This window comes from Pseudoalteromonas luteoviolacea DSM 6061 (assembly GCF_001625655.1).
Classification (GTDB): domain Bacteria; phylum Pseudomonadota; class Gammaproteobacteria; order Enterobacterales; family Alteromonadaceae; genus Pseudoalteromonas; species Pseudoalteromonas luteoviolacea.
This window is the reverse complement of record NZ_AUYB01000100.1, coordinates 166311-192137: the sequence shown is the minus strand read 5'-3', so window position 1 is coordinate 192137 and position 25827 is coordinate 166311. Positions and strand designations below refer to the sequence as shown.

The window sequence follows — 25827 nt, the reverse complement described above, 5'->3', positions numbered from 1 at the left end:
TTAATTAAAGCAGTTCAGGCCCCAACGATTGCCAATTGTGTAATTAATACGGAAATCGCAAAGTTTACCCGTCACTTTAATTGTCTGACCTACAATTTCCAATTTATCGACGGTTGAATATGTCCCTGAACTAACGGCCCTCGCTGACAAGATTTGTAGTTCTGCACCTGCGTCATTATTTAGCGGACGAATTGTAAATGTATTTCTCATACGACATTCATACACCCAACTGTTGAAAAAGTCATCTCTAGCAGTCGGAGTTTGTAAGCTGTTCAGTGCATTTGAATGAGGCAAAATATCATTAATCAATACGCCGCGATTCGCCCCCCCATTTTGCGTGCACCCCGCATTTGTATGAACCCCGATTAATTCGCCGTCTTGATTCAGTACGCCTGAGCCCGAACTCCCACCTCGTGTATCTAAGTCTGTGTACCTCATATAACCTCGAAGTGGGCCAGTCGCCTCAACACCATCATAATTGCCAGCCTCTATAACTTTTGGATTTCCAGCCGGATGTTGAATCATCGTGAGCAGTTCTCCACGCTGAGGGATTTCTGCCGACACAGCTTGGACACCAAACTGCCTTCCGGGGTTACCCGCCAACTGCAAAATCGCGTAATCTATGCCATTGTGGCGATACTCGATCATTTGCTGAATGGCAAAGCTTGTACCTGCGCGAAGGTTTCCGTTGGCATCTCGTTGAAAGTTCATGTTGATATGCATGTTTGTCGCAGCTTGCTGAGGCGTAATTTCTTGATTTGTTCCATTAACAAGAGGGAAATCCCAATTTCGACCATCATTATCATGCACATCAAAACAGTGACCCGCGGTTAAGAATAAGTTATCAGCTATTAGTGTACCTGTGCACCATCGAACTCCATTCACATTCCCTGGGTTATTAAAAACCTGCCTCAAGTTTGTGTTCCATTGAACTTGTCCTACAGGTCCTTCATGACTGTCAACAAAGGCAATAGATGGCCCTAGCATGCCGTTGTACCTTTCTACATCTTGCGAATCATCTGTAGTGCCACAGATACTTTCAGGTCCTGAATAATTAGGGGGGAGAGGTATATTTTCTTGTGCTGCAAATGTTGTGAATGACAAACCAGCGAGCAACATAGTAGAGCGAATAAACATTTAATACTCCTTTAAGTGTTGTTTTAGAGGAGCATAATTTTGATATTTATTTCTTAAATAATTATTTCACTTAGAAATACTTTTAATTATTTACAAATTCAAACGTAATAGCTAAAACTTGAGAGTGTACCTAGTAAGCTAATTACTTTAACAGGCTAAAAACTGCACTGCAGCTAGGTTACGTCTGAGCACTTTCTTCTTTGAGCGTTTTATCCTTACCCTTAGTCATGTATATGTAGATTGCTTCTTCTACTGGCATGGCTTTAAAATATAGAAAGCCTTGCACACAATCTATATGCGACTGTTTTACCAGCTTTTCTTCATCAGCAGTTTCAACCCCTTCAGCCACCAACTTAAAGCCTAATTTGGAGATCATTTCCGATAAATTAGTGTAAAGCGAAATGGATTTGCTATTTAACTGCTCTGGCAATAAGCTCCTATCCAACTTTATGGTAGATATATTCAATTTAGACAAAACCGAGAGGCAGGAATACCCGGTTCCAAAGTCATCCATTGCACAATCAATTTTATTTTTCTTTAACGAGTCGACCACAGAAACCGTTTTGTTAAAGTCTTCAATATAACTTGATTCTAATAATTCTACTTCAACTTGACCGGGAAACTTAGCAAACGCCTTGATAATTCTCCGGTAGCCACTTGTTAAAAGGTTTTTAGGAGAAATATTAAAGCTGATTTGAGGATGAAGCCCCAACTTAGCGAACTGTTCCAAGTCTATCTCAAGTTGGTCAATCACATAGTTGTCGATAATATGTAATAGATTATGCTGTTCTAGCGTTTCTAAAAACCACGGCCCATCTATGCTACCGTCTTTGTTTGTTAATCTGAGCAAGGCTTCAAACCCAACAACTTCTTTATTGTAAGGGTTTATTTTTGGTTGATAAAACAATGTCAACGCACCTTGATTGAGCGCCTCAGTTACCTCCTTCAGGCTATGTGCATTGATCTGCTCTTTTCTCTGACTTGCGCTATAAGAGCTCTCAGCTCCCTCTTCGATCATTCTGCCTGCGGTGTATCGTTTCATCAAGACATCTAACGCTTTGCCAGATAAATTATTATCTCGATTGGCTTTTAAAAATGGGAAGTAAATCAGTGCATTTAACAGTACAAGAAAAAGTTGTAGCAATACCCCTTTAACACTTTCAGTTAATAACCAGCCATTTATAAAAATTGGCGTAAACCAGGGTATTTCTTCCACATACTGAATAGATACAAAACCAGAATAAAAAGCAAAGTATGCAATACTTGCATTTATTAGAGGACACAATAAAAACGGTAATAAAATATACGGATTAAACACAATAGGTAAAGCATAAATCATTACTTCACTAATATTAAATAATGCTAACGGCGATGAAATAATAGCTATTCTTTTTTCATGCTGGCCATTTTTCAAAAATAGAGCGGCAACTATTAAACCCCATATACAACCAGTACCGCCCAATATCACAAAGCCAGTAAAAAAATTATAACTTATGAGGTCCGGCAAAACGTAATAGCTAGTCAGCTCGCTTGAAACCAATATATGATAAGTGTTATCGCCATGTACTCCTATGAACCATAATAGGTGAGCAATCAAGAGCTGCATTGAAAGTTTTTCAAACACATTCCAATGAGGATTTAGAGAGCGCAAGGCCTCCACGGATGCCTCAGCGACTAAATCGATATAAGGGAATAGAAGCAATACAATACTGGTTACAATAAGATATGGTAAAATTAGATTAAGATGCTTCCTCAAGAATAAGCTGATTGAGCTCACTCCAACTAAACGGAAAACTTTTAACCTCTCAAGGTAAGACAGAAAGTAGCAACAGACGACTGGCATTAATAGTGAATACAATGCCCCCATTCGATGATTAATTGCTAATTCATTACCTGAAATTGTGATATATCCAGTCGTTGCTGTGAAGCAAGTAAAAACAAGTATTGGACTAGCGATGGTATGAACTTTTAGATTTTTCGAAAGGTAATAACTAAAAGACATCAAGGTTAAAACTGGAAATATCCCCCAAACCAGAGTATTAAAGTCTTCCAGAAACTGGTGCTCCACCCCTTTCATGGAAATATTTAACCATTGATTTATAAGGGTGATAACTGAAGCAACAATAAAAAAAGGAATTAAAGCAATATACCCTTCCCGCAGTGAAAGTATTACGGTATTAGAAGATATTTTAAAGGCATATTGATTAAATTTACTCAGCAACGCTTTTGTCACAACTTAGTTTTTCTTTTTACATTACTCCAATAAATTTAGAATACAATCGCTGATTCGATTTTTTTACTGAAAATTATTCACGCACATTATGCGTATACGTCAACACCTATTAGAGACTGAACTTCAGACCGTCTATTCTGGTTTTGCACTGACGAGTATGCTTGGAGGGCTTTGTTTGAATTGAAATCGGGCTGGTCGTATATTACGTCACGTTTGCTTTGCTGCAACTGCTCTGCTAACTGGATACCTTGCGGGCTGAATTTTATTTCGCTGACAGGTTTGGATTCATTAGGGCGCGACTCAGTCGGATTCTTAATACGCTTTGAATCCAGCTGATATGTATGTTGATTCTGAACTAATTGATTAATTCTCATTAGTCACGCCCGAACTTGTGCCTGTTTTAAGGATAGAGCTTTATTCTCGCCCTGGCAACTTTTTCCAAGTTACAGTATCTCGCACATAATGCGGCTGTGCATCTTGCGCTTCAACTATGTCCCCCTTTTCGAAAGCTACATCGCCCAACGCTAACATATATTCAGCACTTGGTAAGGTAATATTATCAATAACCTTCACACCTAGTCTGTGCGCAGTATCCGCATAACTTTGCCAACCGGTTCCTACGGCCATAAGACCTTCAAAATCTTCGTTAATCATCTCCGGCTTAACGACAATTTCATCTCTTTTCTCGATTGCATTGCCATTGCTGTCTTTACCAAAGTAGCCCAAGTACACTTCGCCCATTCTGGCGTCAATAGCACTGATTACCTCACTACTTTCGCTAGAGCAGATGGCCTGCTGAGCCATTGCCTGTAGCGTTGAAATTCCACACAGTTTTAAATTAGCTGAGTATGCAAGCCCTTGAGCAACAGCAACTCCTATTCTAACTCCTGTAAAACTGCCTGGGCCGCGACCATAAACGATACCATCTAATTCATTTAAACTGCAGTTTGCCTGCTCTAACAAAGACTCCACAAGCGGTAGGATCTTTTGACTGTGTTGTTGTGGGCACTCTTCAAAATGAGTAAAGGTGTGACCCTTAAAGTGAAGCGCAAGGCTCAAAGCTTCAGTTGAAGCATCAATGGCTAGCAAATTATGTTTCATGTTTATCGATATTCTCTAAAAAGTTTAAGGCCATTTCTAAATCTCGTGTACGAGTCATATCAGGTAGGCTCTTAATAAACGTTTCGCCGTATTTTCTCGTAACTAGACGATTATCGCAAATGATCAATACGCCTTTATCACTTCTATCGCGAATTAATCTTCCTACACCTTGCTTTAGTGCGATTACGGCTTGTGGAAGTTGGATGTCTTCAAACGGCTCTTTCCCGCTTATTTCTGCATCTTTCATTTTAGCTTGTAATAGAGGGTCATCTGGAGAAGCAAACGGTAACTTATCTATTACAACACAGCTTAACGCATCACCTCTTACATCGACACCTTCCCAAAATGAGGCAGTTCCAAGCAAAACTGCGTTACCGTGTCTCACAAATTGTTCAAGGATGATGCGTTTCGAGGACTGGCCTTGCATAAAAACAGGATATTCAGTAGCAGTGCTGATCCCTTCATAAACTAGGTGCATTACTCGATAGCTGGTAAAAAGTAAAAATGTTCGTCCCTGAGCTGCGTTAATGACAGATTTTGCAATTTTTACCAAAGAATGGGGCATCAGCTCATCTTTTGTCTCAGGTAAATATCTCGGTAAACACAGCAAAGCCTGCTTTTTGTAGTCAAATGGGCTATCAACGATTTTATGAAAGTCTGGTTTAAGTCCTAAACTCGAATTAAAATGAGATAAACTATTATCCACCGACAGTGTCGCAGACGTAAACACAAAACCCGCCTCAGTCTTAGTCACAAGCTCCTGAAATCGTCTTGAGACATCAAGCGGTGTGATATGTATTGTTACAAAACGTCTTGTGGTTTCAAACCAGTAGCTATAACCCGTCTGTGTAACGTCAAATGCCCTTTCTAGTTGACCTTTAAATGCCAGTACTCGCTCAAATGGGTGCTCTATTTTTTCACTTCTGTCCAGACAGAGCTTTAGCACTTTATACAAAAACTCTAAATTGCTGATCACTCTGTGAAGCGCTTCACATATTACTTTGTCCTGTAAAGCCTCGCGCCAATCTCCGCGTGCACCATCGCCACCAAACACCAACCTCAGATCAGCAATGCTTGTCGTCAGCTTATTCAACGTTTTACCTAACTGAAGCATATCCGGAATGTCACTGAGGTAAATCACTCGAATGTCATTTACCAAATCTTGTAATTGCTTCGTGCTGATTGTTTCACCAAAGTAGTCACTTGCGATTTCATTAACTTGGTGTGCTTCGTCAAAAACATAAGTATCCGCTGTAGGCATCAATTCTGCAAAGCCAGAGTCTTTGACCGCCATGTCAGCAAAAAACAAGTGATGGTTGATCACAACTAAGTCGGCTTCCATTGCTTTTAAACGCGCTTTTCTGATGTAACACTCGGCAAAATCGGGGCATTCTTTACCTAAGCAATTGTCAGCGGTAGAGCTCACGTACGGTAACACCTTTGCATCTTCTTCTATGCCAACACAGTCAGCTAAATCACCACTTTGTGTTTCAGTCGCAAACTTTGCAACCATAGCAAGCTGATGCATTACATCCGGATCGTCAGTTGGCACATGTGCTACATGTTGATTAAGACGATATGTGCACAAGTAATTTGCTCGCCCTTTCAATAAAGCTGTCTTTCTACCTTTTTTAAGCGCTTTGACTAAGCTAGGTAAGTCACGATGGTAAAGCTGCTCTTGAAGTGCTTTAGAACCCGTTGAAATCACGACTTTATTGTTGTTGATCAAAGCTGGTACTAAATAGGCGAAAGTTTTACCGGTGCCGGTGCCAGCTTCAACGACGCATTGGCCACCGTTTTTGACGATGCCGTCTATTGCGACAGCCATTTCGATTTGCGGTTGTCTTGGCTGGTAACCCTTAAAGTATTGTGAAAGGGGCCCAGTTGATGAAAAGTACTGTTCTATTGACAAGGAAAACACTAGCTCGACTTGATAATTCAGGCAATTTTAATTTTAAAACAGCAAATGAGCAAGCAACACAGCGCGCTCGCCTAAAATGCTCGCACAACAAAACTATTACCATCAGGCGCTGTAAATCACGCTCAATTTAGGCCCATGTATCTAAATGTTCTTGCTCGTCCTCATCTTTACTGCGTTCGCTATCGTCATTAGCTCGTAAATCCCTCTTGTCTTTCAATTCACTATCAATTTGATTGGCAAGAGACTTCCCTTTAATTTTTTCCGTTTTGTTGTCTAGTACCCCAACAATTTTAAACGGTCCGTTATGGACAACTTTTAGCCTAACTATAGGAGCCATATATGGTTTAAATACATCCATTCCGATTACCTCCAACTACAGAAGTGCTTGACCTACATACTTATTATCGACTGATATAATTTATTCTTTAATATAAACGAAAAAGTACTTGCGCTAGATATCTCTTTCATGATTATCTATAAAAAGTTAATCGAATTACATAAAATTTTACATTCGTAGGTAAACACATGTTTTTAAATCTGACAGCTGTACATCATCACCATCATACATCGGGATAGCCTGTCAGGTATTTCGCTGGTGGGTTATTCCTAAAAGGAACCTCCGGCGAACCAAGTAACAAGTTCAAATTTATTTTCGCCCTGAGGTTCCCTCGGGGTTTTTAGTTTTTAATATTAGGAAAATAAATTATGAATACTTCTACGCGCTTACGTATCGCAATTCAAAAATCAGGACGTTTATCAAAAGACTGCCAGTCTCTTTTGAAGCAGTTGGGCATCAAATTAAACCTCCGTGAACAACGCTTAATCGCACACTCTACCAATATGCCAATCGACGTACTTCGCGTTAGAGATGACGATATTCCGGGATTAGTTATGGATGGAGTATGTGACTTGGGCATTGTTGGTGAAAATGTTTTAGTTGAGACGCAAGCGGAGCGCGAGCGTGTTGGCCAACCCAATGCTGTTGAAAAACTCTCAAAACTAGATTTTGGTTACTGTAGGCTTGCTTTAGCTTGGCCTCAGGAGCTAGGACAACAATCTAAAGATTGGTTCAAAGGCAAACGTATCGCAACCACTTACCCTGAAATTCTCAAGCAATATCTTGCTGCTGAAAATATCGACGCCAGTGTCGTAATGTTAACAGGCTCGGTTGAAGTCGCCCCTCGAGCAGGCCTAGCAGATGCGATTTGTGATCTAGTATCAACTGGCGCAACCCTTGAAGCAAACGGCTTAATGCAAGGGGAGACTATTTTAGAGTCCAATGCATGCCTTATCCAAAACGCAAACTTAAATGACGACGCTAAATTGTCACTAATCAATAAACTACTTCCTCGACTTAAAGGCGTAAAACAGGCTAAAGAGAGTAAGTACATCATGTTACACGCACCAAAAGCTAAGCTGGATGAAGTTTGCGAGCTACTACCTGGTACAGGACAACCAACTTTACTTGCACTTGCCGGTAGCGATGACTACGTCGCTCTACACATGGTCAGCAGTGAAACACTATTTTGGGAAACGATGGAAGAACTAAAAAGCCTTGGCGCAAACTCCATCCTTGTTATGCCAATCGAGAAAATGATGGAGTAAACCATGCTGGTTTGGAATGAGTTAGACAGCCAAGCACAACAAAAAGCACTAACCCGCCCTGCGGTTAGTGCTGGAGCAGAGGTACAAGCCGCCGTAGAAAGTATTATTAGTATGGTTAAAGCTCGTGGCGATGAAGCATTATTAGAGCTTGCAGCTCAGTTCGATGGCAGAATCTCTCCTCGACTTTGTGTGCCGACTATTGAAATCGAACAAAGTGAGCTAAATCTAAGTAACGAATTGAAAGCAGCCATAGATCAAGCGTATAGCAACATAAGAAAGTTCCATGAGTTACAACTGCCCAAACCTAAGCAGCTTGAGACTCAGCCAGGCGTGTCGTGCGAATTGCGCTATCAAGCGATCGACGCGGTCGGTATTTATGTACCTGGCGGTAGTGCACCGCTGCCCTCCTCTGTATTAATGCAAGGCGTGTGCGCACAGTTAAGTGGTGCGACTACGGTAGTGCTTGCTACTCCAGTAAAAGGCAGTGAAACAATCCACCCTGCGATTTTATATGCAGCTAAAAAATGTGGCATTACAACGGTCATTGAAAGCGGTGGCGCGGGTATTATTGCAGCAATGGCAGTGGGCACGCCATCGGTACCAAAAGTCAGCAAAGTTTTTGGCCCTGGCAACGCTTATGTAACTATGGCAAAACAGCTTTTATCTCAATCCGTTCCGGGCTTTGCTATTGACATGCCTGCTGGGCCTTCTGAGGTGTTAGTCATTGCGGACAAAACCGCTAACCCAGCATTTGCGGCAGCTGATCTGTTGTCGCAGGCTGAGCACGGTGCAGACTCACAAGTATTATTACTCAGCGACGATCGTACCTTTATTAAAGAGGTAAGTGCAGAGATTGAGCGCCAAATTGCATTGCTAAGCCGTGCAGATATCGCCCAAAAAGCAATGGAAAATAGCGCATTGATTCTGGTTGAGTCTGTTGACCAAGCTTTTGAGTTATCTTCTGAGTACGGCCCAGAGCACCTTATTTTACAGTGTAAAGATGCCTACTCAAAACTCGACAAAGTCAAAAATGCTGGCTCTGTATTTGTTGGTGATTACACTCCGGAGTCTGCGGGAGATTACGCTTCAGGTACTAATCATGTTTTGCCTACATATGGCTATAGCAAAACTTATTCTAGCCTAAACCTAATGGACTTTTTTAGAACTTACACAGTGCAAACAATTTCAAAACAAGGTTTAACTGAACTCAGCAAAGCGATTTTACCTCTGGCACAAGCTGAAGGTTTAGATGCCCATGCCAATGCCGTTGCGATTAGATTAAATAGTGGAAGAAGCTAATGTCAGAATCATTGTTACCAAACAATATTGCAGAGCTAAAAGCGTATAGCTCGGCGAAAAGTGAAAAGTTGACTGGCACAACTTGGCTCAATGCAAATGAAAGTCCGTATGCAAAGGAGTTCCAGTTGAGCCTTAACAATCTCAATAGATACCCAGAGCCACAACCAGAAAACGTGATTAATGCATATTGTAGTTACGCCCAGCTAAACGCTGAGCAAGTATTAATGACCCGTGGTGCGGATGAAGGAATTGAGCTTTTAATGCGCACATATTGTGAATCTGGCGTAGATAGCATCGCAATTTTTACACCGACTTATGGCATGTATAAAGTGTCTGCCGATACGCAAAATATCGCCATTAATGAACTAAGTCAAAAGTTATTGCTCGATGCAGAAGTAAGCGAAATAAATGAGGCGGTGGGAAAAGCTAAGCTCGTATTTGTATGTAACCCAAATAACCCAACAGGCAGTCTAACACCAATAAACAAAATTGCAGCGTTAGCCAAATCGCTTGAAGGAAAAGCAATCGTTGTAGTGGATGAAGCATATATTGAGTTTTGTCCAGAGCACAGTGCAGTGTCACTACTACAAGACTTTAATAATATCGCAGTATTGAGAACGCTTTCAAAAGCGTTTGCATTGGCTGGTTTACGTACAGGCTTTTTGCTGGCCAACTCCAGCCTCTTAGCACCTGTAAGAAAAGTGATTGCGCCCTACCCTGTATCTACAGCAGTAGCATTGATTGCGGAGCAAGCTTTAAGTTCAGACTCCGTAACTCAAATGCGCCGCCAAGTGTCAATTTTAAATGGCAATAAAGAAAGACTCAAAACTCTGCTAAATGGGTCTCCAAAAGTCACTCAAGTTTTAAGCGGCGAAGGAAACTTTGTCACTTTACAGCTAAAAGATAAAAACGACATTGATGCGGCCATGCAACAAGGGACCATCATGCGCCCATTCTCTTTATATGGTGATGAGAATTGGCTACGTATCTCCATCGGTAATGAACAAGAATTAGAGCAAGTCAGACTCTGGCTTGAGCAACCAGAGTAAGTAAGGAAGTAAAAATGAGTACGCCGTATCTTTTTATAGACCGAGATGGCACCTTGATTGAGGAGCCAGTCACAGATAAGCAAGTAGATAGTTTAGAAAAGCTAGCCCTACTTCCTGATGTAATTCCTGCCATGCTTGCACTACAAAATGCAGGCTACAAACTAGTTATGGTTTCAAACCAAGACGGATTGGGCACCGCAAGTTTTCCTGAAGAAGACTTTGCTGCGCCACATAATATGATGATGGGTATATTCGCGTCTCAGGGTATAAAGTTTGACGAAGTGCTTATTTGTCCGCACTTTGATGAAGACCAGTGTGACTGTCGCAAGCCAAAAACAGGCTTACTAACAAATATTATGCGTTCAGGAAAAGTCGACTTGTCACGCTCATACGTGATTGGCGATCGTCAAACTGACATTGAGCTTGCAAAAAACCTATGTATCGAAGGTATTTTGTATGAAAACAATTGGCCACAGATTGTCACCAAGCTAACAACCCAAAACCGAGAAGCACAAGTCGTCAGAAACACGAAAGAAACACAGATTTCCGTGGCGGCAAACTTAGATCAAAGCGCGAATGGTGAAATAAGCACAGGTCTTGGTTTTTTTGATCACATGCTTGATCAAATAAGGACTCACGCAAACATCGGGCTAGAGATTAAGGCCTGTGGTGATTTACACATAGATGAACACCATCTAGTTGAGGATGTAGGCATTGCTCTTGGGCAAGTTATCAAGCAAGCGCTTGGCACTAAATCACAAATTGCACGCTATGGCTTCGCCCTACCAATGGATGAATGTAAAGCGGAATGTCAGCTTGATTTGTCTGGCCGCGCATCTTTTGTGTTAAATGCAGACTTTAGCAGAAGTATGGTTGGTGATTTAGACGTACAAATGGTTGAACACTTTTTTAAGTCTCTTGCCGACAACGCTCAGATTAGCCTGATTTTAAGCGTGTCTCAAGGCAACTGTCATCACCAAGTAGAGGGGCTGTTTAAGGCATTTTCTCGCGCATTGAGAATGGCTATTGCAAAAGATGCAACTCAACAAACGGCAAGCTCAAAGGGGTGTTTATGATAGCCATAATTAATACCGGATGTGCAAATATTAATTCGGTGAGATTCGCATTTGAACGCTTGGGAGTCACACCTGAGATTATTTCAACCCCATCTCAGTTAAACAAGTTCGACCGTGCAATATTACCAGGTGTAGGTCACGCTAATGTTGCTATGAAGCGTTTGGTCGAGCAAGGCTGGAAAGAAGCAATTTCCCGGTATGATAAGCCATTAATGGGGATTTGCCTCGGTATGCAGTTACTGTGCGATTACAGCGAGGAAGGGAATATTGACGGACTAGGCATGATCAATGGGCAAATTAAACAATTGCAAACTGGAGCACTTACAAGCCCTCATATGGGTTGGAATACTATCCAAACCGTCGGGCAACATCCTTTGACCAAAGGTATAGACGCTAACGATCAAGTGTACTTTGTACACAGTTTTGCACATACGGTTAATGAGGCCACTTTGGCCCAATGTGAATATGGGCAATCATTCTCAGCCATAGTGGCACAGGACAACTATGCAGGAATGCAATTTCACCCAGAAAAAAGCGCCAAAGTTGGTGCCAAACTCTTGAACAATTTTATGCAATGGCAAGTTTAAAAGGATAAAAAATGATTATTCCCGCTTTAGATGTTTTAGATAGCCAAATCGTTCGCCTCTATCAAGGTAAATATGACACGGCCCAGTTTTACCCTTTTGACTTGCAAACACGACTGCACGAATATCAAGATTCGGGGGCAATAAAACTGCACCTTGTTGATTTGGAGGGGGCCAGAGATCCAAGTAAAAAGCAGTGGCAGCAAATCCAAAATGCCACAAACAAACTAGACACCCCTTACCAAGTGGGGGGCGGAATACGCTCTTATGAAGACATAAAACAGTGGTTAAAAGCGGGTGCAGGACAAGTTGTAATAGGCTCATTAGCAGTTGACCAAAAAGAGCAATTAGCACAGTGGATTGAAGAATTTGGTGCAGAGCGATTTGTCATTGCATTGGATGTCAATAAATCAGCTAACGGCTGGTCTGTCGCAACCCATGGCTGGTTAAGTGACTCAACGGTTTCTTTGTTTGAGCTGATTGACTTTTATTTAAACATTGGTGTGTATGACTTCTTATGTACAGATATCAGCAAAGACGGCACCATGACAGGCCCATCTTTTGAGCTGTACGAACAGATTGTACAGCACAACCCTGCTGCAAAAGTACAAGCTTCAGGCGGTGTTAGCTCCTTGGATGATATTAAACGTCTAGTTAAAATTGGCGTTAGTGGAATTATCTTAGGCAAATCTTTATTGGATAACGCATTCACTGTTGAGGAGGCCATTGCATGTTATCGAAGCGAATAATTCCCTGTTTAGATGTTAAAAATGGTCAGGTTGTAAAAGGCGTAAAATTTAAACAACATGAAATAGTTGGCGACATTATCGAGCTAGCCAAACTCTACAGCGAGCAAGGTGCTGATGAACTCGTATTTTACGAGATCAGTGCCAGTGTCGAGAAACGACTCCTTGATTTGAATTGGGTTAGGGATATTGCTCGTAATATAGATATTCCTTTTTGTGTGGCCGGTGGCATCAAATCGGTGTCAGACGCAGCAAAAGTGCTAGAGCAAGGCGCTGACAAAATATCAATCAACAGCCCCGCTATTGCGCGCCCGGAATTAATAAAAGAGCTGCATGACGAGTTTGGTAAACAATGTGTCGTAGTTGGTGTTGATAGTTTTTATGACGAGCAAAGTGGCGAGTTTTTGGTTTATCAGCTAACTGGTGACCCAAATGCAGCCAGCCAGACTCGCTATAAAACTCAAGAGTGGATTTCTAAAGTTCAAGAATTAGGAGCTGGCGAAATAGTATTGAATTGTATGAATCAGGATGGTGTGCGTAAGGGCTATGACATAAAACAGCTGAAGGAAATGCGAGCGCTTTGTGATATTCCACTCATCGCCTCAGGTGGTGCGGGAAAAATCGAAGACTTTTCTGAAGTGTTTAACCAAACGAATGTAGATGGTGCACTTGCTGCGAGCGTATTCCACAAGCAAGTCATACAGATACCGACACTAAAACAGTACTTAGCAAATAATAAGGTAGCAACAAGATTATGCAGCTAGATCCATCAAACTTAGACTCAGTCGACTTCGAAAAGGCTGAGCTGATCCCTGCAATTGTGCAAGATTACGCGACAGGGGTTATTTTAATGCAAGGGTTTATGAACAAAGATGCTTTGCAAACGACTTTTGAAAAGGGCTTGATTACGTTCTACTCACGTTCAAAATCAAGGCTTTGGACCAAAGGTGAATCATCAAATAATGTATTGAGGTTAGTTGAAGCACATACCGATTGTGACTTTGATAGCATTTTATTGCTTGCCAACCCCGAAGGTCCAACATGTCACCTTGGCACACAAAGCTGCTTTGCTGATGCCCAGCCTGAGTTAGCCTTTTTAGGCACACTTGAAAAGGTTATTTCAGAGCGTAAAAATGCGGACCCAAATGAAAGCTATACGGCCTCATTATTTGCGAAAGATCTCAGCCGAAGCTGCCAAAAAGTGGGAGAAGAAGGTGTTGAAGTGGCACTTGCAGCAATGAAGCAAGACAAAGAAGAGCTGCTTAACGAGTCTGCAGATTTGATTTACCACCTGTTAGTACTTTTACAACGAAGTGATATCAGTTTATCGCAAGTTGTCGATACATTGGCCAAAAGGCACCAATAGCCTACCTCATAGGAAATGACCATGGTATGCTTAGGAAAAATTCGATAAGGAAGCTGCCATGGTTTTTCGCCATCTAGTTTGCTCTCTTGGCTTAATTGCACTAACAGCCTGCAATTCACTACCAAGTGATGTACAGAAAAAAGTAGAAAATATGACTGACTGTGAAAAAGTTAACGCGCTAATCACTGGTGCTGATGACGGTTTCGCAATTCTAAAAGGCAGTGAAATCAACGGTAAGTTGATGAAAAGCTGGCAACCTAAGGCACATTTATTAAAAAATAGCTGCCAAATAAACTTATATACCAGCGGTAATACCGCATATGAATGCAATAAAGCATTTGCCGGCAAGACTGAAGCTTTGGTCAGATTTGAGCAAGTTAACGAACAACTAAAAACCTGCTTAAGCGCGGACTGGACAGAAAAGCAACATTACGGTGACGATACTAGTCGCTCAACCTTTACCAGCGAACATTCTGAAACCAAAGTTGCAGTTAATTTTGGTAGTACTTTAGATAAAGGTAAGCCTTGGGCAGTTAGTTTGGAAATCGTTAAGTAGTATGAGTAAACAACCTCCTATTTTTTTAATAAATTTAGATCAGAGTGCTGACCGTCTAGAAAAAAGTGCAAACAGGTTAGCAGAACAAAATATTACCTTTGAACGTATTTCTGGGGTTTACGGAAAGTCACTCCCTGATAATGAAATCAATAAACACTATAATAGCCAACTAAACCGTCAGCGGTTTTATAGAGAACTCGGTAAAGGTGAAATCGGCTGCTATTTTAGCCATAGAAAAGCTTGGCAAACTATTATTGACCGGAAACTTGACTACGCAATCGTATTAGAAGACGACTTTAGAGTCGTGGGTAATTTACACAACGTATTTGAAACCCTTGCATCGTTAAAGTTTGAATGGCAATTAATAAAGCTCGCTGCATATGAAAACCGCGAGCGACCAATTGAATTCAAACATGCTCTCAACGATGAGTTTGATTTAGTAGTCCATAAAAAAGCAATGACCGGATGTTGCGCACAAGCAATTACTTATGAAGGTGCAAAAGCTTTGCTTAAAGCTACGGATCAATTTGGTAGGCCTGTTGATACAGATATTCAGCACATTTGGGAAACAAGTGTGCCTGTTTACTCGATGATGCCATATTACATTGAGCAGGATTTAGAGTTTGACAGCGACATTGCTGCTGCAACCGGAAAAACAAAAGTCAAAAAGCGATTTTGGCAAAGGAAAAAACTTCAGTTGTGTGAAAAAATCCAAAATAAGAAGTATACCCAAAAAGTCATTGACGACCTTAAAAAAGCGCTCTAATCACTGAGTGCTTTTTTATTATTGGCGCAATGAATAAGCACTCATTCCCTAGCGCACACACGAAGTCACCCAAACGCCACCCTAGAGTCAAAAAGTAGCTTAATAAAGCATTAACGTTTTACTAATCAGTTCGCTTTTTGATTACTTTTAAGCATTTGATAACCAATTATTTTCTCATTAAGTTGTTTATATACAAACTTATACTAAAATTTTTATACGCCTGAATGTAATTCAACCAATTTTTGACTTTTTTTCAATTATTGTAACTTTATACTTAATTTAGTGTAGTTTTAATGGCATAGTGGCGTCACTAAAGTAGGTATATCACACAACTATTTTTTCAACCTACTGGATATAAAAAAAGAAACAAGTGCATAAGGGAGAACATAATGTCCATCCAAGTAAACTTTGAGTTAACCGATATCGATTTAGAACACTTTCGTTCAATGATGCAGACTGCAATTGAGCGCAGTAGCCATTTGAGTGATGAAGAGATCATCAACAAGGCACGCGAATTGGTTGATCAAATGGAAGGAACTAACGTTCCTGAATTCGTGCGTACACGTATGATGTCCCTATCCGCACTTATTGATGCGGTTCAAGATGAAGAGTGGCAAATGCCTGAGGATGAAAAGAAAGAAATCATGCTTTCTTTAGCTTATTTTGGCGAACCAGAAGACATCGTGCCGGACAATGTACCAGTGCTCGGTTACATTGACGATGCGATTATGATCGAACTTGTACTTCAAGATCTTTCTTTAGACTTAAAAGCATATAGAGAGTTTTGTGGCTTCAGAGCAACTGAAGAAGCAAGACGTGGTGAACATGCTAAAGTAAACAGGGAAAGCTGGTTGGCAAGTACAAGAGCGCAAATCCGCTCGTCAATGCGTCGCAACAGATCTGGCGCTAAGAGTTCACGCTTTTTCTCTCGCATTATGTAATAAGATATTTATTGCAGATTGAACTAAAAAAGGCGCTCATAGCGCCTTTTTTTAATTTTTAGCGTTTGGGTGTGATACGCCTGTCCAAGCCTTGTATAGTTTAGCTTGGCGCTCTGAAGGGGCCTGCACAGCTCTAATCACTTTATTGCTATTATATCCTTTAGCAAGTTTGAGCTCTAAGGACATCAGTTTGTGACGACGAATAAAGTCAATGGTTACAACATCGCCCGCTTCAAATAACGAAAGCGTTGCTGCAAGGTCTTTTCTGACCTGATGCTTGTTTACTGCGACGATTTTATCTCCCGCCGTCAACCCTGCCTTCCACGCATTACCATCACGTGCAACATGCGTTAACTCAAGCAACTCCCCTACACTTTTAGCTGCGCCGTCTAATCGCGCTATTTCCTTTGTCCCCATGGGATACACGTACTCAAGACCAACTTTTTCAAATAGCGCATCAAAATCTAAAATTGCTGGTCCATCTACATAATTGTCCCACCAATTGGAGTAATCACGGCCGCTTATTTCTTTGAGAATGCGCTTTACATCCGCAGCATCAAATGACTTTGGTAGTTTATGCTGTTTGTAGAGCTCGGTGTGCACGTCTCGATAACTCACCTTTCCGCCACTTTTATCTATCAAGTCAATATCCAGCGCCATGGATACTAGCGCGCCTTCTAAGTAAATATTAGTGCTGTAGTTTTTACCATGATCGCCGCCTTGGTTAATCCACTTATCAAAACTGGTGTGCGCCACTGATTGCACTTCACGCCCTGGCGTTTTCATGTGCCGGTTTACTGTTCTCGTTAAACTGTTGTAAAACTCTCGGTTTGTTGTAATGCCAGCGCTCAAAAGTAAGTAATCTTCTAAATAGCTGGTTGATCCCTCAACTAGCCAAAGCAGATCCGAATAGTTGATATCGACATAGTCGTACGGGACTAGCCCAGAGGGGCGGTAGTTCTTTACGTTCCAAGTATGAATAAACTCGTGAGCTGCTGTAGAAATAAACCCGATATAATCACTTCTAGACGCAAATCGGTCTCGATGTCTTTGAATAATAGTCGAGTTCAAATGCTCCGTTGCACCGCGTGCACCACTTGTCGCATGCACCATAAAAACATATCTATCGTATGGATAGTCATGCCAAATGAGACTGCCAGTCTTTACTAGCTTTTTAAGGTCTCTGAGCATTAGGTCAACGTCATAATTGCCTTCACCCCAAATGACCAGCTCATAATCCCTGCCATCAACTGAGAATTTATGGAGCTCATTGATCCCCGTTTCAATGGGTGAGTCTAATAAAATGTCATAGTTATCTGCTTTGAAACTATGTTTTGATTCAGCAAACGCCATGCCAGAAACAGAGCGCCATTGCTTTGGTACATTTAAGTCAACTCTAACAGGCTCTTGCCTAAATGAGTCACTGAACATGAAAAAACCAGATGCATCAATAAATGCATGAGAATCATCGATATGCCTTGAGCGCATACCAAGTTCATTTGCGTATACTTGGTAAGAAACGGTAACCTCAGTTGGCTTTTCAAAATGCACTCGCCATGTGTTTTTATCAATTTTATGCCATTTTAAAGCATTTCCTTGACCGTCATTGGCGTTAAAAAAGCGAATGCCATTGGCCATATTTAAAATTTCGTAACGCCCTGTTCTCCAATCAGGTAATTGAACATCAATATGTGCTTGAGCTGATTTGGGAAACGTCACATCAACATTACCTAAATGATGTTCTGGCTCAGTAATTGATAAACGATATTGTACATCTGCCATCGAAAAGTGGCTGACTAACGCAAGCGTTAAAAGTGAGAGTTTTGTTTTCATATTTATAAAAAATTTATGAGTTTTCTTAAAATTAGCAAAATCCGAGTGGTTACGACCACTAAAAACGTTGAACCCACACAATAAAAAGCCAGACTGAAAAATAATTTCTTCCACATTTTTCAGTAATTTGATGTAAACTTGCTAGTGATATAGTTAAAAAAAGATGTTGGACTTTTGTGACTGATAAAACTGCACTATTGGAAAAAAAACTGTCTCAAGCTATTTCAGCGAGAAAAGCCTTAGAAGAAGCAAAGAAAACTCAAGTTACTATGCTCTGTGACTTTGCGAGCAAGCTGTCTTTTGGTTGTCGAGGACAAGATGTCGCATTGGATAATCAACTCGCCAAGTTCAGGAGCGCTTTATCAAAAGGTGTAGAACTAGAGCAATTAACCCCTGTTATCGAGAATGCGATAGTTCAGTTGAAGCAGCAAGAGAACATATTTGAATCTAACGAACGGGCATTAAAAAGTCATATTCAAGGGGCTGGTAAACAACTACAAAAGCTCAAAGGACTGCCTGATGATACGAGAAGAAAACTGCGTCATTTGTTAGATCATGAATTAGGCAACATAAAAGCTAATGTTGACTATGTGCCGTTGTTAGACAAACTATTGCAGTTTTACATGCAGACTTTGCAAGCAAAAGCTGCACCTCAAATGTCGAGTTCTTCAACTAACCCCGAGCTTGCTTTGGAGTTGTTAGCACTGACCAATGAGCTGGTTTTTGAGGAAGACGTATCTGAGCAAATCAAGCAAATTAAACACAACCTGTCATCAGATGACTCTGTTGACTCTTTGCTAGAAAACTCGGTCAACATTATAAGAATTTTCGCGAAATCGATAGCAAGAGAGAGACAATCAGCGCAAGGCTTTTTGGTATCTTTGAACCAAACATTAGAAGAATTGCATAAGTCGATTGTTGAAACCACCAATCAGTCCAAATCGGTTAACCAAGAAGTTTCTGCGCTTAATAAACGTATTGAGGAAAAGATAACTAAACTCAACGTTGAAACTCAACAAGCAACGTCAATTTCAGAGCTAAAGCAATTGGTCGACAATGAGCTCAAAGAGTTAAGTAAGGACCTTATTGAACGTGAAAACATAGAACGCAAAGACAAAGAAACACTACTGCAAAGTTTCGACAAAATAAATGATCGAATCAACGTTTTAGAGTCTAAAGTCACTAACTATAAAAAACGACTTAATGAACAAAAATTCAAAAGTTTACTTGATGGATTGACCAAGTTACCTAATCGCGCTGCTTTTGATGATAGGTATAATCAGGAGTTCCACTTATTTGAAGTCCACAGCAACGATGTGACGCTAGTGGTAATTGATGTTGACCACTTTAAGTCAATCAATGATAAATATGGGCATAGTGCCGGTGATAAAACGCTGCAAGTTATCGCGCGAGCACTCAAAAAATCAATTCGTAAAGCCGATTTTATCGCTCGTTACGGCGGCGAAGAATTTGTGCTATTAATGCCAGGCATGCCCTTAAGTGCCGCCAAGGCACCTTTAGAAAAAATACGTGCAACCGTAAAAGCGATACCATTTAAATTTAAAGAAACAGAAGTGCAAATAACGATTTCCCTTGGAGCCACTCAGTTAAAGGCTGGAGATACGACATTAACAGCATTTGATCGTGCTGATAATGCCCTTTACGACGCTAAAAACTCTGGTAGAGATAGGCTCTGCTTACGAGAATAAAAAGGAGAAGTGCCTATGCATGTACAGCTTAATCCAACAGGAGTTCTTAATCTTTTATCGCAACTTGAAGTTGATTTGTTGCAACAGTCTTCCACTTTTGAACGATATAAACTTTTTAGAAACTGCGTTTTGGCAGTACTGAATGTAGGCAGCCATACTGACTCTAGCTATGAGATATACAAAAAGTTTGAAGACTTTGATGTAAAGCTCGTAGCCAGAGAAAGAGGCATAAAAATTGAGTTAACAAACCCACCAGAATCCGCATTCGTCGACGGCGATATTATTAGTGGTATTCACGAGCATATTTTTTCAGTTATTAGAGACATTCTTTTCATCTGCCAAAGGCATGAAGAAGAGTTAGTTGAGACAAAAAATATCACGCATATGGTCTTCGATATGCTCAGAAATGCGGATGCACTTGAGGTAAATACAGATCCTAATATGGTTGTGTGTTGGGGGGGTCACTCAATCAATGAAATGGAATACAAATACACCAAAGAAGTGGGGTACCAACTCGGCCTGAGAGGATTAAACATATGTACTGGGTGCGGTCCTGGTGCGATGAAAGGCCCCATGAAAGGTGCAACTATTGGGCATGCGAAACAGCGTATAACCAACAACCGCTATCTTGGTTTGACTGAACCGAGCATCATTGCTGCTGAACCACCTAACCCAATTGTCAATGAACTGGTTATTTTACCTGACATCGAGAAGCGGCTCGAAGCTTTTGTACGAACGGCACACGCAATTATCATTTTCCCAGGTGGTGCTGGTACTTCTGAGGAGCTACTTTACTTACTGGGGATATTGTTACACCCAGATAATGACAAGCAAGTTTTACCAGTGATTCTAACGGGGCCGGCTTCAAGCTCTGATTACTTCAATGAAATAGCCAAATTTATTGAAACAACTTTGGGTAAAGAGGCATTAAGTAAGTTTGATATTATCATTGACGATCCAGAGCAAGTCGCAAAGGCGATTAAAAATGCCATGCCCAACGTTAGGGAATATAGGAAGTCAGAGGGCGATGCCTATTATTTCAATTGGACTCTCAAGATTGAGCCACCGTTTCAAAAACCATTTGAACCTACCCACGAAAATATGGCTTCATTGGATTTACACCTTGATCAACCAAAAGAAGTACTGGCTGCCAATTTACGTCGCGCCTTTTCGGGTATTGTCGCGGGCAATGTGAAAGACAATGGAGTTAAAGCAATAAAAGAACATGGCCCGTATACACTTAGCGGCGACAAGTCGCTTATGAAGGATATGGATAATTTATTGCGCGCCTTTGTATCACAAGGTCGAATGAAGTTACCTGGTAGCACATATATACCTTGCTATAAAATTGAGTCTTAATACAAAAACTGAGTAAACGCGGTTTTTTCTTTTGAATAAAAGCAACCAGAGGAGCGGTGAAGTATCGCAGCCCCTCTGGTATAATATGCCAATATTGCATTGTTTTAACCTCTTTGAATTCTATGGCACATTTACTTTTGATTGACGCACTAAATTTAATCCGACGAATCTATGCTGTTGACTGTGAGCAACCAGGATTAACTGATGAGCAAATCATTACAAGCTGCCATCACAGAGTAAAAAATGCGACGCGCAAATTACTTAAAACAACAGAAGCTACTCATGCCATTGCCGTTTTTGATGGTGATCGAAGTTGGCGTTACCACCTTTACGCCGATTACAAAGCAAATAGAAAGCCTATGCCTACGGCACTAAAAGATAACCTCGAACATGTTGCACAAGGGTTTAATGAAAACGGCGTTAAATCCTACTTTCCGCAGCAAGATGAAGCCGATGATGTTATTGCAACGCTTGCGTATAAATCAGCACAGCATCGTGTGCAGACCACTATCATCTCGACAGACAAAGGTTTTTTACCATTACTGCAAGAGCAAGTTAAAGTTTTTGATTACTTTAAACAGCAGTACTTAAATGAAGAGCATGTCACTACAAAGTTCTCAATTACAAAAGAAAAGCTACATGATTATTGGGGGTTAATGGGCGACAAAACCAACGATATACCGGGTGTTAAAGGAATAGGCAAAAAGACGGCTTTAGAAGTATTAGAACAGTACGGTTCAGTAGAAAATGCTGTGCAAAGCACCGATTTAAAAGACAGCATTAGGAAAAAAATTGAAGCAGATATAGACAACTTTGTATTGAGCAAAGCGCTCGTCGCTCTGAGAACAGATATTGAAATGGGGTTTAAACTCAGTCAGCTTCGCTTAACACAATTGCGTTAAACGCAAATCACTTGTTCTGGCTTAGCGCTTGGGCTAGGCTAACCGGGCTGTTCTCAGGTGACGTACATGATAAAAAAAGTTCTACAATATATTTTTCTCGGCTTGGCTGTTTATGCTGGAATCGTCTTTCTTGTCATCAACTTCTATAAAGATGACCCTAGAGCCATGGCGTGGAAAGATAGAGAAGCATTCAATAAGCGGTTTATAAGTAAACTTAAACCGAACGCCGAAATGGAGCTTGATACGGTATTAGATAACTTAGGCAGTCCAGATTTAACTTATGTTAAATCCGACAAAGAATATGTCTACCAAATAGTTTTTTACCGAACGCAATTAATGAAACCAGATGGAATAACGACACAAGACGAATGCACCGGAATGCTATTTAAAAATGGCCAACTTATTTTGTGGGGAGCCGGTGCCATTGTAGCGTATGAGAAAGCACTAAATAATGTCACAAACTAATCAAGAGATATCCAAACAACTATTTGAGCTTATTCAAAAAACGGAAATTGTTCTTAGGCTTTATTATAATAAAAATAAATGGCCCAGTATTTTCCCAACTTTGGCACAACTAGCTCAGTTATATCGCGAAACTTACCGGCTTGCCCCTAATGCTCTTCACAGCTATCTGTCTTTTTATTTTGATGAATATTCTCCTACAACAAACCTTGTAGTCAAAAAGTGTGTACTCGTTTGTATTATGTCTGAAGGGCATGGATATTCAGCAAAGATACAACAAGAACTTTTAGTCGCCTGTATCGCCAGTTTTATCTGTGTTAAAAATGAAAATGACAAACTTCAGAAAAGTTTATCTCTGACAGAGCAAGGCAAAAAGCTTTGGAAACTCAGGTATCAGCTGGCAGTTAAAGTGCTTGAGCATGGTGGCTCGGTAAATAAACAAGCTACACGCATGCTAGCAAGGCTACAGCCATATTGCGAAACCTTAAGAAGCAAAAATGCAACACCTTTATATGATAATACGACCCTAATAGTTGCTATTGCCCAAATTGTCGCCTTTGCTGTAGCAAAAAAAGGATGTAAAAACAATGCGCTAAGCCTATGCATTAAAAGGCTTTATTTGACAAACACTGACGAGTTTGTGAGAGTTTCTTTGTACAAGCTGGTTGAGCAATTTAGCCTCTTACCTGTGGGGTCCTCGACAAATTACGAGGGCACCACAGCGGTGCTTCTTCTCAAAGCAGAGCAACAAGTCTTATGTACTTTGGAAAATAACAAGCTCACCAAATTAATCAAAACTAAGAAACCCTACCGTTTCAGCTTTAATCAAATCTCGACTTCTGACAAACAATTACTCTACAAAGTGTGGAGCCATATTGAGCTACCAAGTATACAGTCAAGCGAGTCTAACTTTGACAGTACATTTGAAGTAATAGAAAAGCTCAATAAAGGTAGCTTTGGAAGTTTCAGGGCAATTGAAAAAACCATCGCCCCTTTCCCTCATATTGAAGAAGCTTTAACACAGGCTGCAAAACTCTATAATAGAGAAGCTCAAAAAGGCGCAAATATTCGCCATAGCCTCACAATGGTTGGGTTAGATACAGCGACACTTTTGTGTCAACGTGTTCTTATTGAGCAGGTCATTTCACAGTTGAGACACCCGTTTGCTCAGGATGTATGGCACAAATATCAGCAAATTTCCCTGGTTTTAGCGACGCTCATTAAGCGCGCATATGGCCAAGAGTATGAGAATATTCTCTCCCCTGTCAGTGCCGTCATTGCTTTTATGTTAAAACACCATGATATTGACATTAAGCGCTTCACATGTACCGATGAGCAATTAGATGATACTAAACCCTACTCGCTTTCTAGGCTATTTGGGTTTCAAACATTTGATGAACAAAAGCTACAAACATACTTTGACTCACACTTTGGAGATAGCCCTGCACACCAAGCATTTCAAAACTCTGAGAAAGAGAAACATAACCAGCTAAGTGGCAAAGCGAAAACCTTTGTTGCTGTTAAAGTACTCTCTATGCAATGGAGTAGCGCAGCATTTGAAGCGACTGCATGGCAAAAAACAATTCTAGAAGAACAAGCGATAAAATTTGGCTGGAAAAACATTGCTGAAGTACATGATGCGCTTTTAGCGCTATCTTTACACAATATAATTGAATAATATTTATTCTATAAATATAGGATATAACAAACATAAGTTCAATTTATGCCGTTTTTTCATTCCTTGCTGGAATAAGTATGAATAAATTGCTATAAAACGCGCTTAATTTTTCAAGCGACAACACACTTTTTATTTCATTGACTACAATAAAGTGGTCCTTTAATTAGGTGTGTATAATTTATTTTGATAAAGGAAAACTAAATGGCTAAGCAAACAGTTACTGTTATTCGAGGCGACGGTATTGGTCCAAGCATTATTGATTCAGCAATTGAAATCTTAAATGCAGCTGGTTGTGACTTTGAATACGAATACGTAGATGCAGGTCTTGCAGCCTTAGAAAAAACAGGTGAACTACTTCCACCTGCGACTCTTGAAGCAATTGAGCGTAACAAGCTTACATTAAAAGGTCCTTTAACTACGCCTGTTGGTGAAGGTTTTACTTCAATCAACGTAACACTTAGAAAGCAGTTTGGCTTATACGCTAACGTACGCCCAGTTAAGTCTTTCGAAGGTACACAAGCACGCTATGATGACATTGATATCATCACTGTACGTGAAAACACACAAGGTATGTACTCAGGTCTTGGACAAGTAACTTCTGAAGATGGTACAGAAGCTGAAGCAATGTCAAAGATCACACGTGAAGGCGCAGAGAAAATCGTAACTTTCGCATACGAACTTGCTCAACGTGAAGGTCGTAAAAAAGTTACAGCTGTGCACAAAGCAAACATCCTTAAGTCAACTTCAGGTCTATTCTTGAAAGTAGCACGCGAGGTTGGCGAGCGTTACCCAGACATCGAATCAGCAGAAATGATTGTTGATGCTACTTGTATGAAACTGGTAATGAACCCTGATGAGTTTGATGTTGTTGTAACAACAAACCTATTTGGCGATATCATCTCTGATCTGTGTGCAGGTCTAGTAGGTGGTTTAGGTATGGCGCCTGGTGCTAACATTGGTGAAAACGCAGCAATTTTCGAAGCTGTGCACGGTAGTGCACCTGACATCGCAGGCAAAAACCTAGCAAACCCAACTTCAGTGATTCTAGCTTCAATTCAAATGCTTGAGTACCTAGACATGGGTGAAACAGCTGAGCGTATCCGCAGCGCTGTTGCTGAAGTAATTAAATCTGGCGATCGTACTACACGTGACCTAGGTGGTAACCACGGTACTACTGATTTCACTCAGGCTGTGATTGAGCGCCTTTAATTAGCGTATAGAGCGAATAGCACCCCCGCTATTCGCTTCACTATCCTTACTCTCCAGCTCAAAATATCTCTATATACACCAATTACATACTTAACTATTTCTTACCGTAACTTTTTGCGTCACTCTCTTTTAATTTTATTGTGATATTCACATTAAACTTCAAGGCTTTATTATTCAAAAATGGTTATTTTTGAAAAATGAAATACTACCTTTCAAATTTATCAACGAAAATAATAGATATATTATGCATATTCACCGCATCATTCCTTGACAGAAAACCAAATTGGCCTTTAAA

At 40.6% G+C, this 25827-nt stretch carries 24 protein-coding genes; 17 read left to right on the top strand and 7 right to left on the bottom strand.

The window, feature by feature from the left end; translation table 11 throughout:
- The 6 genes from N475_RS10935 to N475_RS10910 all read right to left on the bottom strand — a co-directional run bounded on the left by N475_RS10935 (position 1) and on the right by N475_RS10910 (position 6729).
- Positions 1-1137 (bottom strand): trypsin-like serine peptidase, encoded by a 1137-nt coding sequence (locus N475_RS10935; RefSeq protein ID WP_063356286.1) that lies wholly within the window; start codon positions 1135-1137, stop codon positions 1-3.
- 178 nt (positions 1138-1315) lie between these two features.
- Positions 1316-3370, bottom strand: coding sequence for an EAL domain-containing protein (locus N475_RS10930; RefSeq protein WP_227008508.1), 2055 nt, complete (start codon positions 3368-3370; stop codon positions 1316-1318).
- An 86-nt stretch (positions 3371-3456) separates the two neighbouring features.
- A complete protein-coding gene (locus N475_RS10925; RefSeq protein ID WP_063356285.1) occupies positions 3457-3744 on the bottom strand; it encodes a hypothetical protein in 288 nt (95 codons plus the stop codon).
- A 40-nt stretch (positions 3745-3784) separates the two neighbouring features.
- The gene (tsaB, locus tag N475_RS10920; protein WP_063365256.1) at positions 3785-4471 is read right to left on the bottom strand and encodes a tRNA (adenosine(37)-N6)-threonylcarbamoyltransferase complex dimerization subunit type 1 TsaB; all 687 of its coding nucleotides are present in this window, start codon (positions 4469-4471) and stop codon (positions 3785-3787) included.
- Entirely contained in the window at positions 4461-6383 is a 1923-nt protein-coding gene (gene yoaA / locus N475_RS10915; protein WP_063356283.1) for a DNA repair helicase YoaA, read from the bottom strand. The genes tsaB and yoaA overlap by 11 nt, the downstream gene beginning before the upstream one ends.
- 136 nt (positions 6384-6519) lie before the next feature.
- Complete coding sequence (locus N475_RS10910; RefSeq protein ID WP_155732568.1) at positions 6520-6729, bottom strand: hypothetical protein; 210 nt, start codon at positions 6727-6729, stop codon at positions 6520-6522.
- Positions 6730-7097: 368 nt separating this feature from the next.
- Between N475_RS10910 and hisG the strand changes: the two genes are divergently transcribed.
- From hisG to N475_RS10855, 11 genes are all read left to right on the top strand, one after another.
- On the top strand, positions 7098-7997 hold the full coding sequence (gene hisG, locus N475_RS10905; RefSeq protein WP_063356281.1) for an ATP phosphoribosyltransferase: 900 nt from the start codon (positions 7098-7100) through the stop codon (positions 7995-7997).
- A 3-nt stretch (positions 7998-8000) separates the two neighbouring features.
- Complete coding sequence (gene hisD, locus N475_RS10900; protein ID WP_063356280.1) at positions 8001-9296, top strand: histidinol dehydrogenase; 1296 nt, start codon at positions 8001-8003, stop codon at positions 9294-9296.
- The gene (hisC, locus tag N475_RS10895; protein ID WP_063365254.1) at positions 9296-10345 is read left to right on the top strand and encodes a histidinol-phosphate transaminase; all 1050 of its coding nucleotides are present in this window, start codon (positions 9296-9298) and stop codon (positions 10343-10345) included. The genes hisD and hisC overlap by 1 nt, the downstream gene beginning before the upstream one ends.
- 14 nt (positions 10346-10359) lie before the next feature.
- Positions 10360-11421, top strand: a complete 1062-nt coding sequence (hisB, locus tag N475_RS10890; RefSeq protein ID WP_063365253.1) for a bifunctional histidinol-phosphatase/imidazoleglycerol-phosphate dehydratase HisB — start codon at positions 10360-10362, stop codon at positions 11419-11421.
- Positions 11418-12008, top strand: coding sequence for an imidazole glycerol phosphate synthase subunit HisH (gene hisH / locus N475_RS10885; RefSeq protein WP_063356277.1), 591 nt, complete (start codon positions 11418-11420; stop codon positions 12006-12008). Before hisB ends, hisH begins: the two co-directional genes overlap by 4 nt.
- 11 nt (positions 12009-12019) lie before the next feature.
- Positions 12020-12754 carry a 1-(5-phosphoribosyl)-5-[(5-phosphoribosylamino)methylideneamino]imidazole-4-carboxamide isomerase gene (gene hisA / locus N475_RS10880; protein WP_063356276.1) on the top strand — a complete coding sequence of 245 codons (735 nt, stop codon included), beginning with the start codon at positions 12020-12022 and terminating at the stop codon, positions 12752-12754.
- Positions 12736-13515: an imidazole glycerol phosphate synthase subunit HisF gene (gene hisF, locus N475_RS10875; protein WP_063356275.1), complete on the top strand. Its 780-nt coding sequence runs from the start codon at positions 12736-12738 to the stop codon at positions 13513-13515. The genes hisA and hisF overlap by 19 nt, the downstream gene beginning before the upstream one ends.
- Entirely contained in the window at positions 13506-14117 is a 612-nt protein-coding gene (gene hisIE / locus N475_RS10870) for a bifunctional phosphoribosyl-AMP cyclohydrolase/phosphoribosyl-ATP diphosphatase HisIE (protein ID WP_063356274.1), read from the top strand. The genes hisF and hisIE overlap by 10 nt, the downstream gene beginning before the upstream one ends.
- Positions 14118-14175: 58 nt before the next feature.
- Positions 14176-14673 (top strand): hypothetical protein, encoded by a 498-nt coding sequence (locus N475_RS10865; RefSeq protein ID WP_063356273.1) that lies wholly within the window; start codon positions 14176-14178, stop codon positions 14671-14673.
- A gap of 1 nt (position 14674) precedes the next feature.
- The gene (locus N475_RS10860) at positions 14675-15439 is read left to right on the top strand and encodes a glycosyltransferase family 25 protein (protein WP_063356272.1); all 765 of its coding nucleotides are present in this window, start codon (positions 14675-14677) and stop codon (positions 15437-15439) included.
- Between the two features lie 389 nt (positions 15440-15828).
- Positions 15829-16380 (top strand): YkvA family protein, encoded by a 552-nt coding sequence (locus tag N475_RS10855; protein ID WP_063356271.1) that lies wholly within the window; start codon positions 15829-15831, stop codon positions 16378-16380.
- 51 nt (positions 16381-16431) lie between these two features.
- Here N475_RS10855 and N475_RS10850 read toward each other — a convergent pair whose 3' ends face one another.
- Positions 16432-18213 carry a M61 family metallopeptidase gene (locus tag N475_RS10850; RefSeq protein WP_063365263.1) on the bottom strand — a complete coding sequence of 594 codons (1782 nt, stop codon included), beginning with the start codon at positions 18211-18213 and terminating at the stop codon, positions 16432-16434.
- 176 nt (positions 18214-18389) lie between these two features.
- Here N475_RS10850 and N475_RS10845 point away from each other — a divergent pair, with 176 nt between their 5' ends.
- The 6 genes from N475_RS10845 (at position 18390) to N475_RS10820 (ending at position 25532) form a co-directional block, all read left to right on the top strand.
- Positions 18390-19922, top strand: coding sequence for a GGDEF domain-containing protein (locus N475_RS10845; protein ID WP_063356269.1), 1533 nt, complete (start codon positions 18390-18392; stop codon positions 19920-19922).
- Positions 19923-19937: 15 nt separating this feature from the next.
- The gene (gene ppnN, locus N475_RS10840; RefSeq protein WP_063356268.1) at positions 19938-21281 is read left to right on the top strand and encodes a nucleotide 5'-monophosphate nucleosidase PpnN; all 1344 of its coding nucleotides are present in this window, start codon (positions 19938-19940) and stop codon (positions 21279-21281) included.
- A 122-nt stretch (positions 21282-21403) separates the two neighbouring features.
- Positions 21404-22183 (top strand): flap endonuclease Xni, encoded by a 780-nt coding sequence (gene xni / locus N475_RS10835; RefSeq protein WP_063356267.1) that lies wholly within the window; start codon positions 21404-21406, stop codon positions 22181-22183.
- Between the two features lie 66 nt (positions 22184-22249).
- Positions 22250-22648 (top strand): DUF3192 domain-containing protein, encoded by a 399-nt coding sequence (locus N475_RS10830; protein WP_063356266.1) that lies wholly within the window; start codon positions 22250-22252, stop codon positions 22646-22648.
- Positions 22635-24323, top strand: a complete 1689-nt coding sequence (locus N475_RS10825; protein ID WP_063356265.1) for a hypothetical protein — start codon at positions 22635-22637, stop codon at positions 24321-24323. Before N475_RS10830 ends, N475_RS10825 begins: the two co-directional genes overlap by 14 nt.
- A gap of 201 nt (positions 24324-24524) precedes the next feature.
- Positions 24525-25532: an isocitrate dehydrogenase gene (locus N475_RS10820; RefSeq protein WP_063356264.1), complete on the top strand. Its 1008-nt coding sequence runs from the start codon at positions 24525-24527 to the stop codon at positions 25530-25532.
- Positions 25533-25827: the final 295 nt, after the last annotated feature.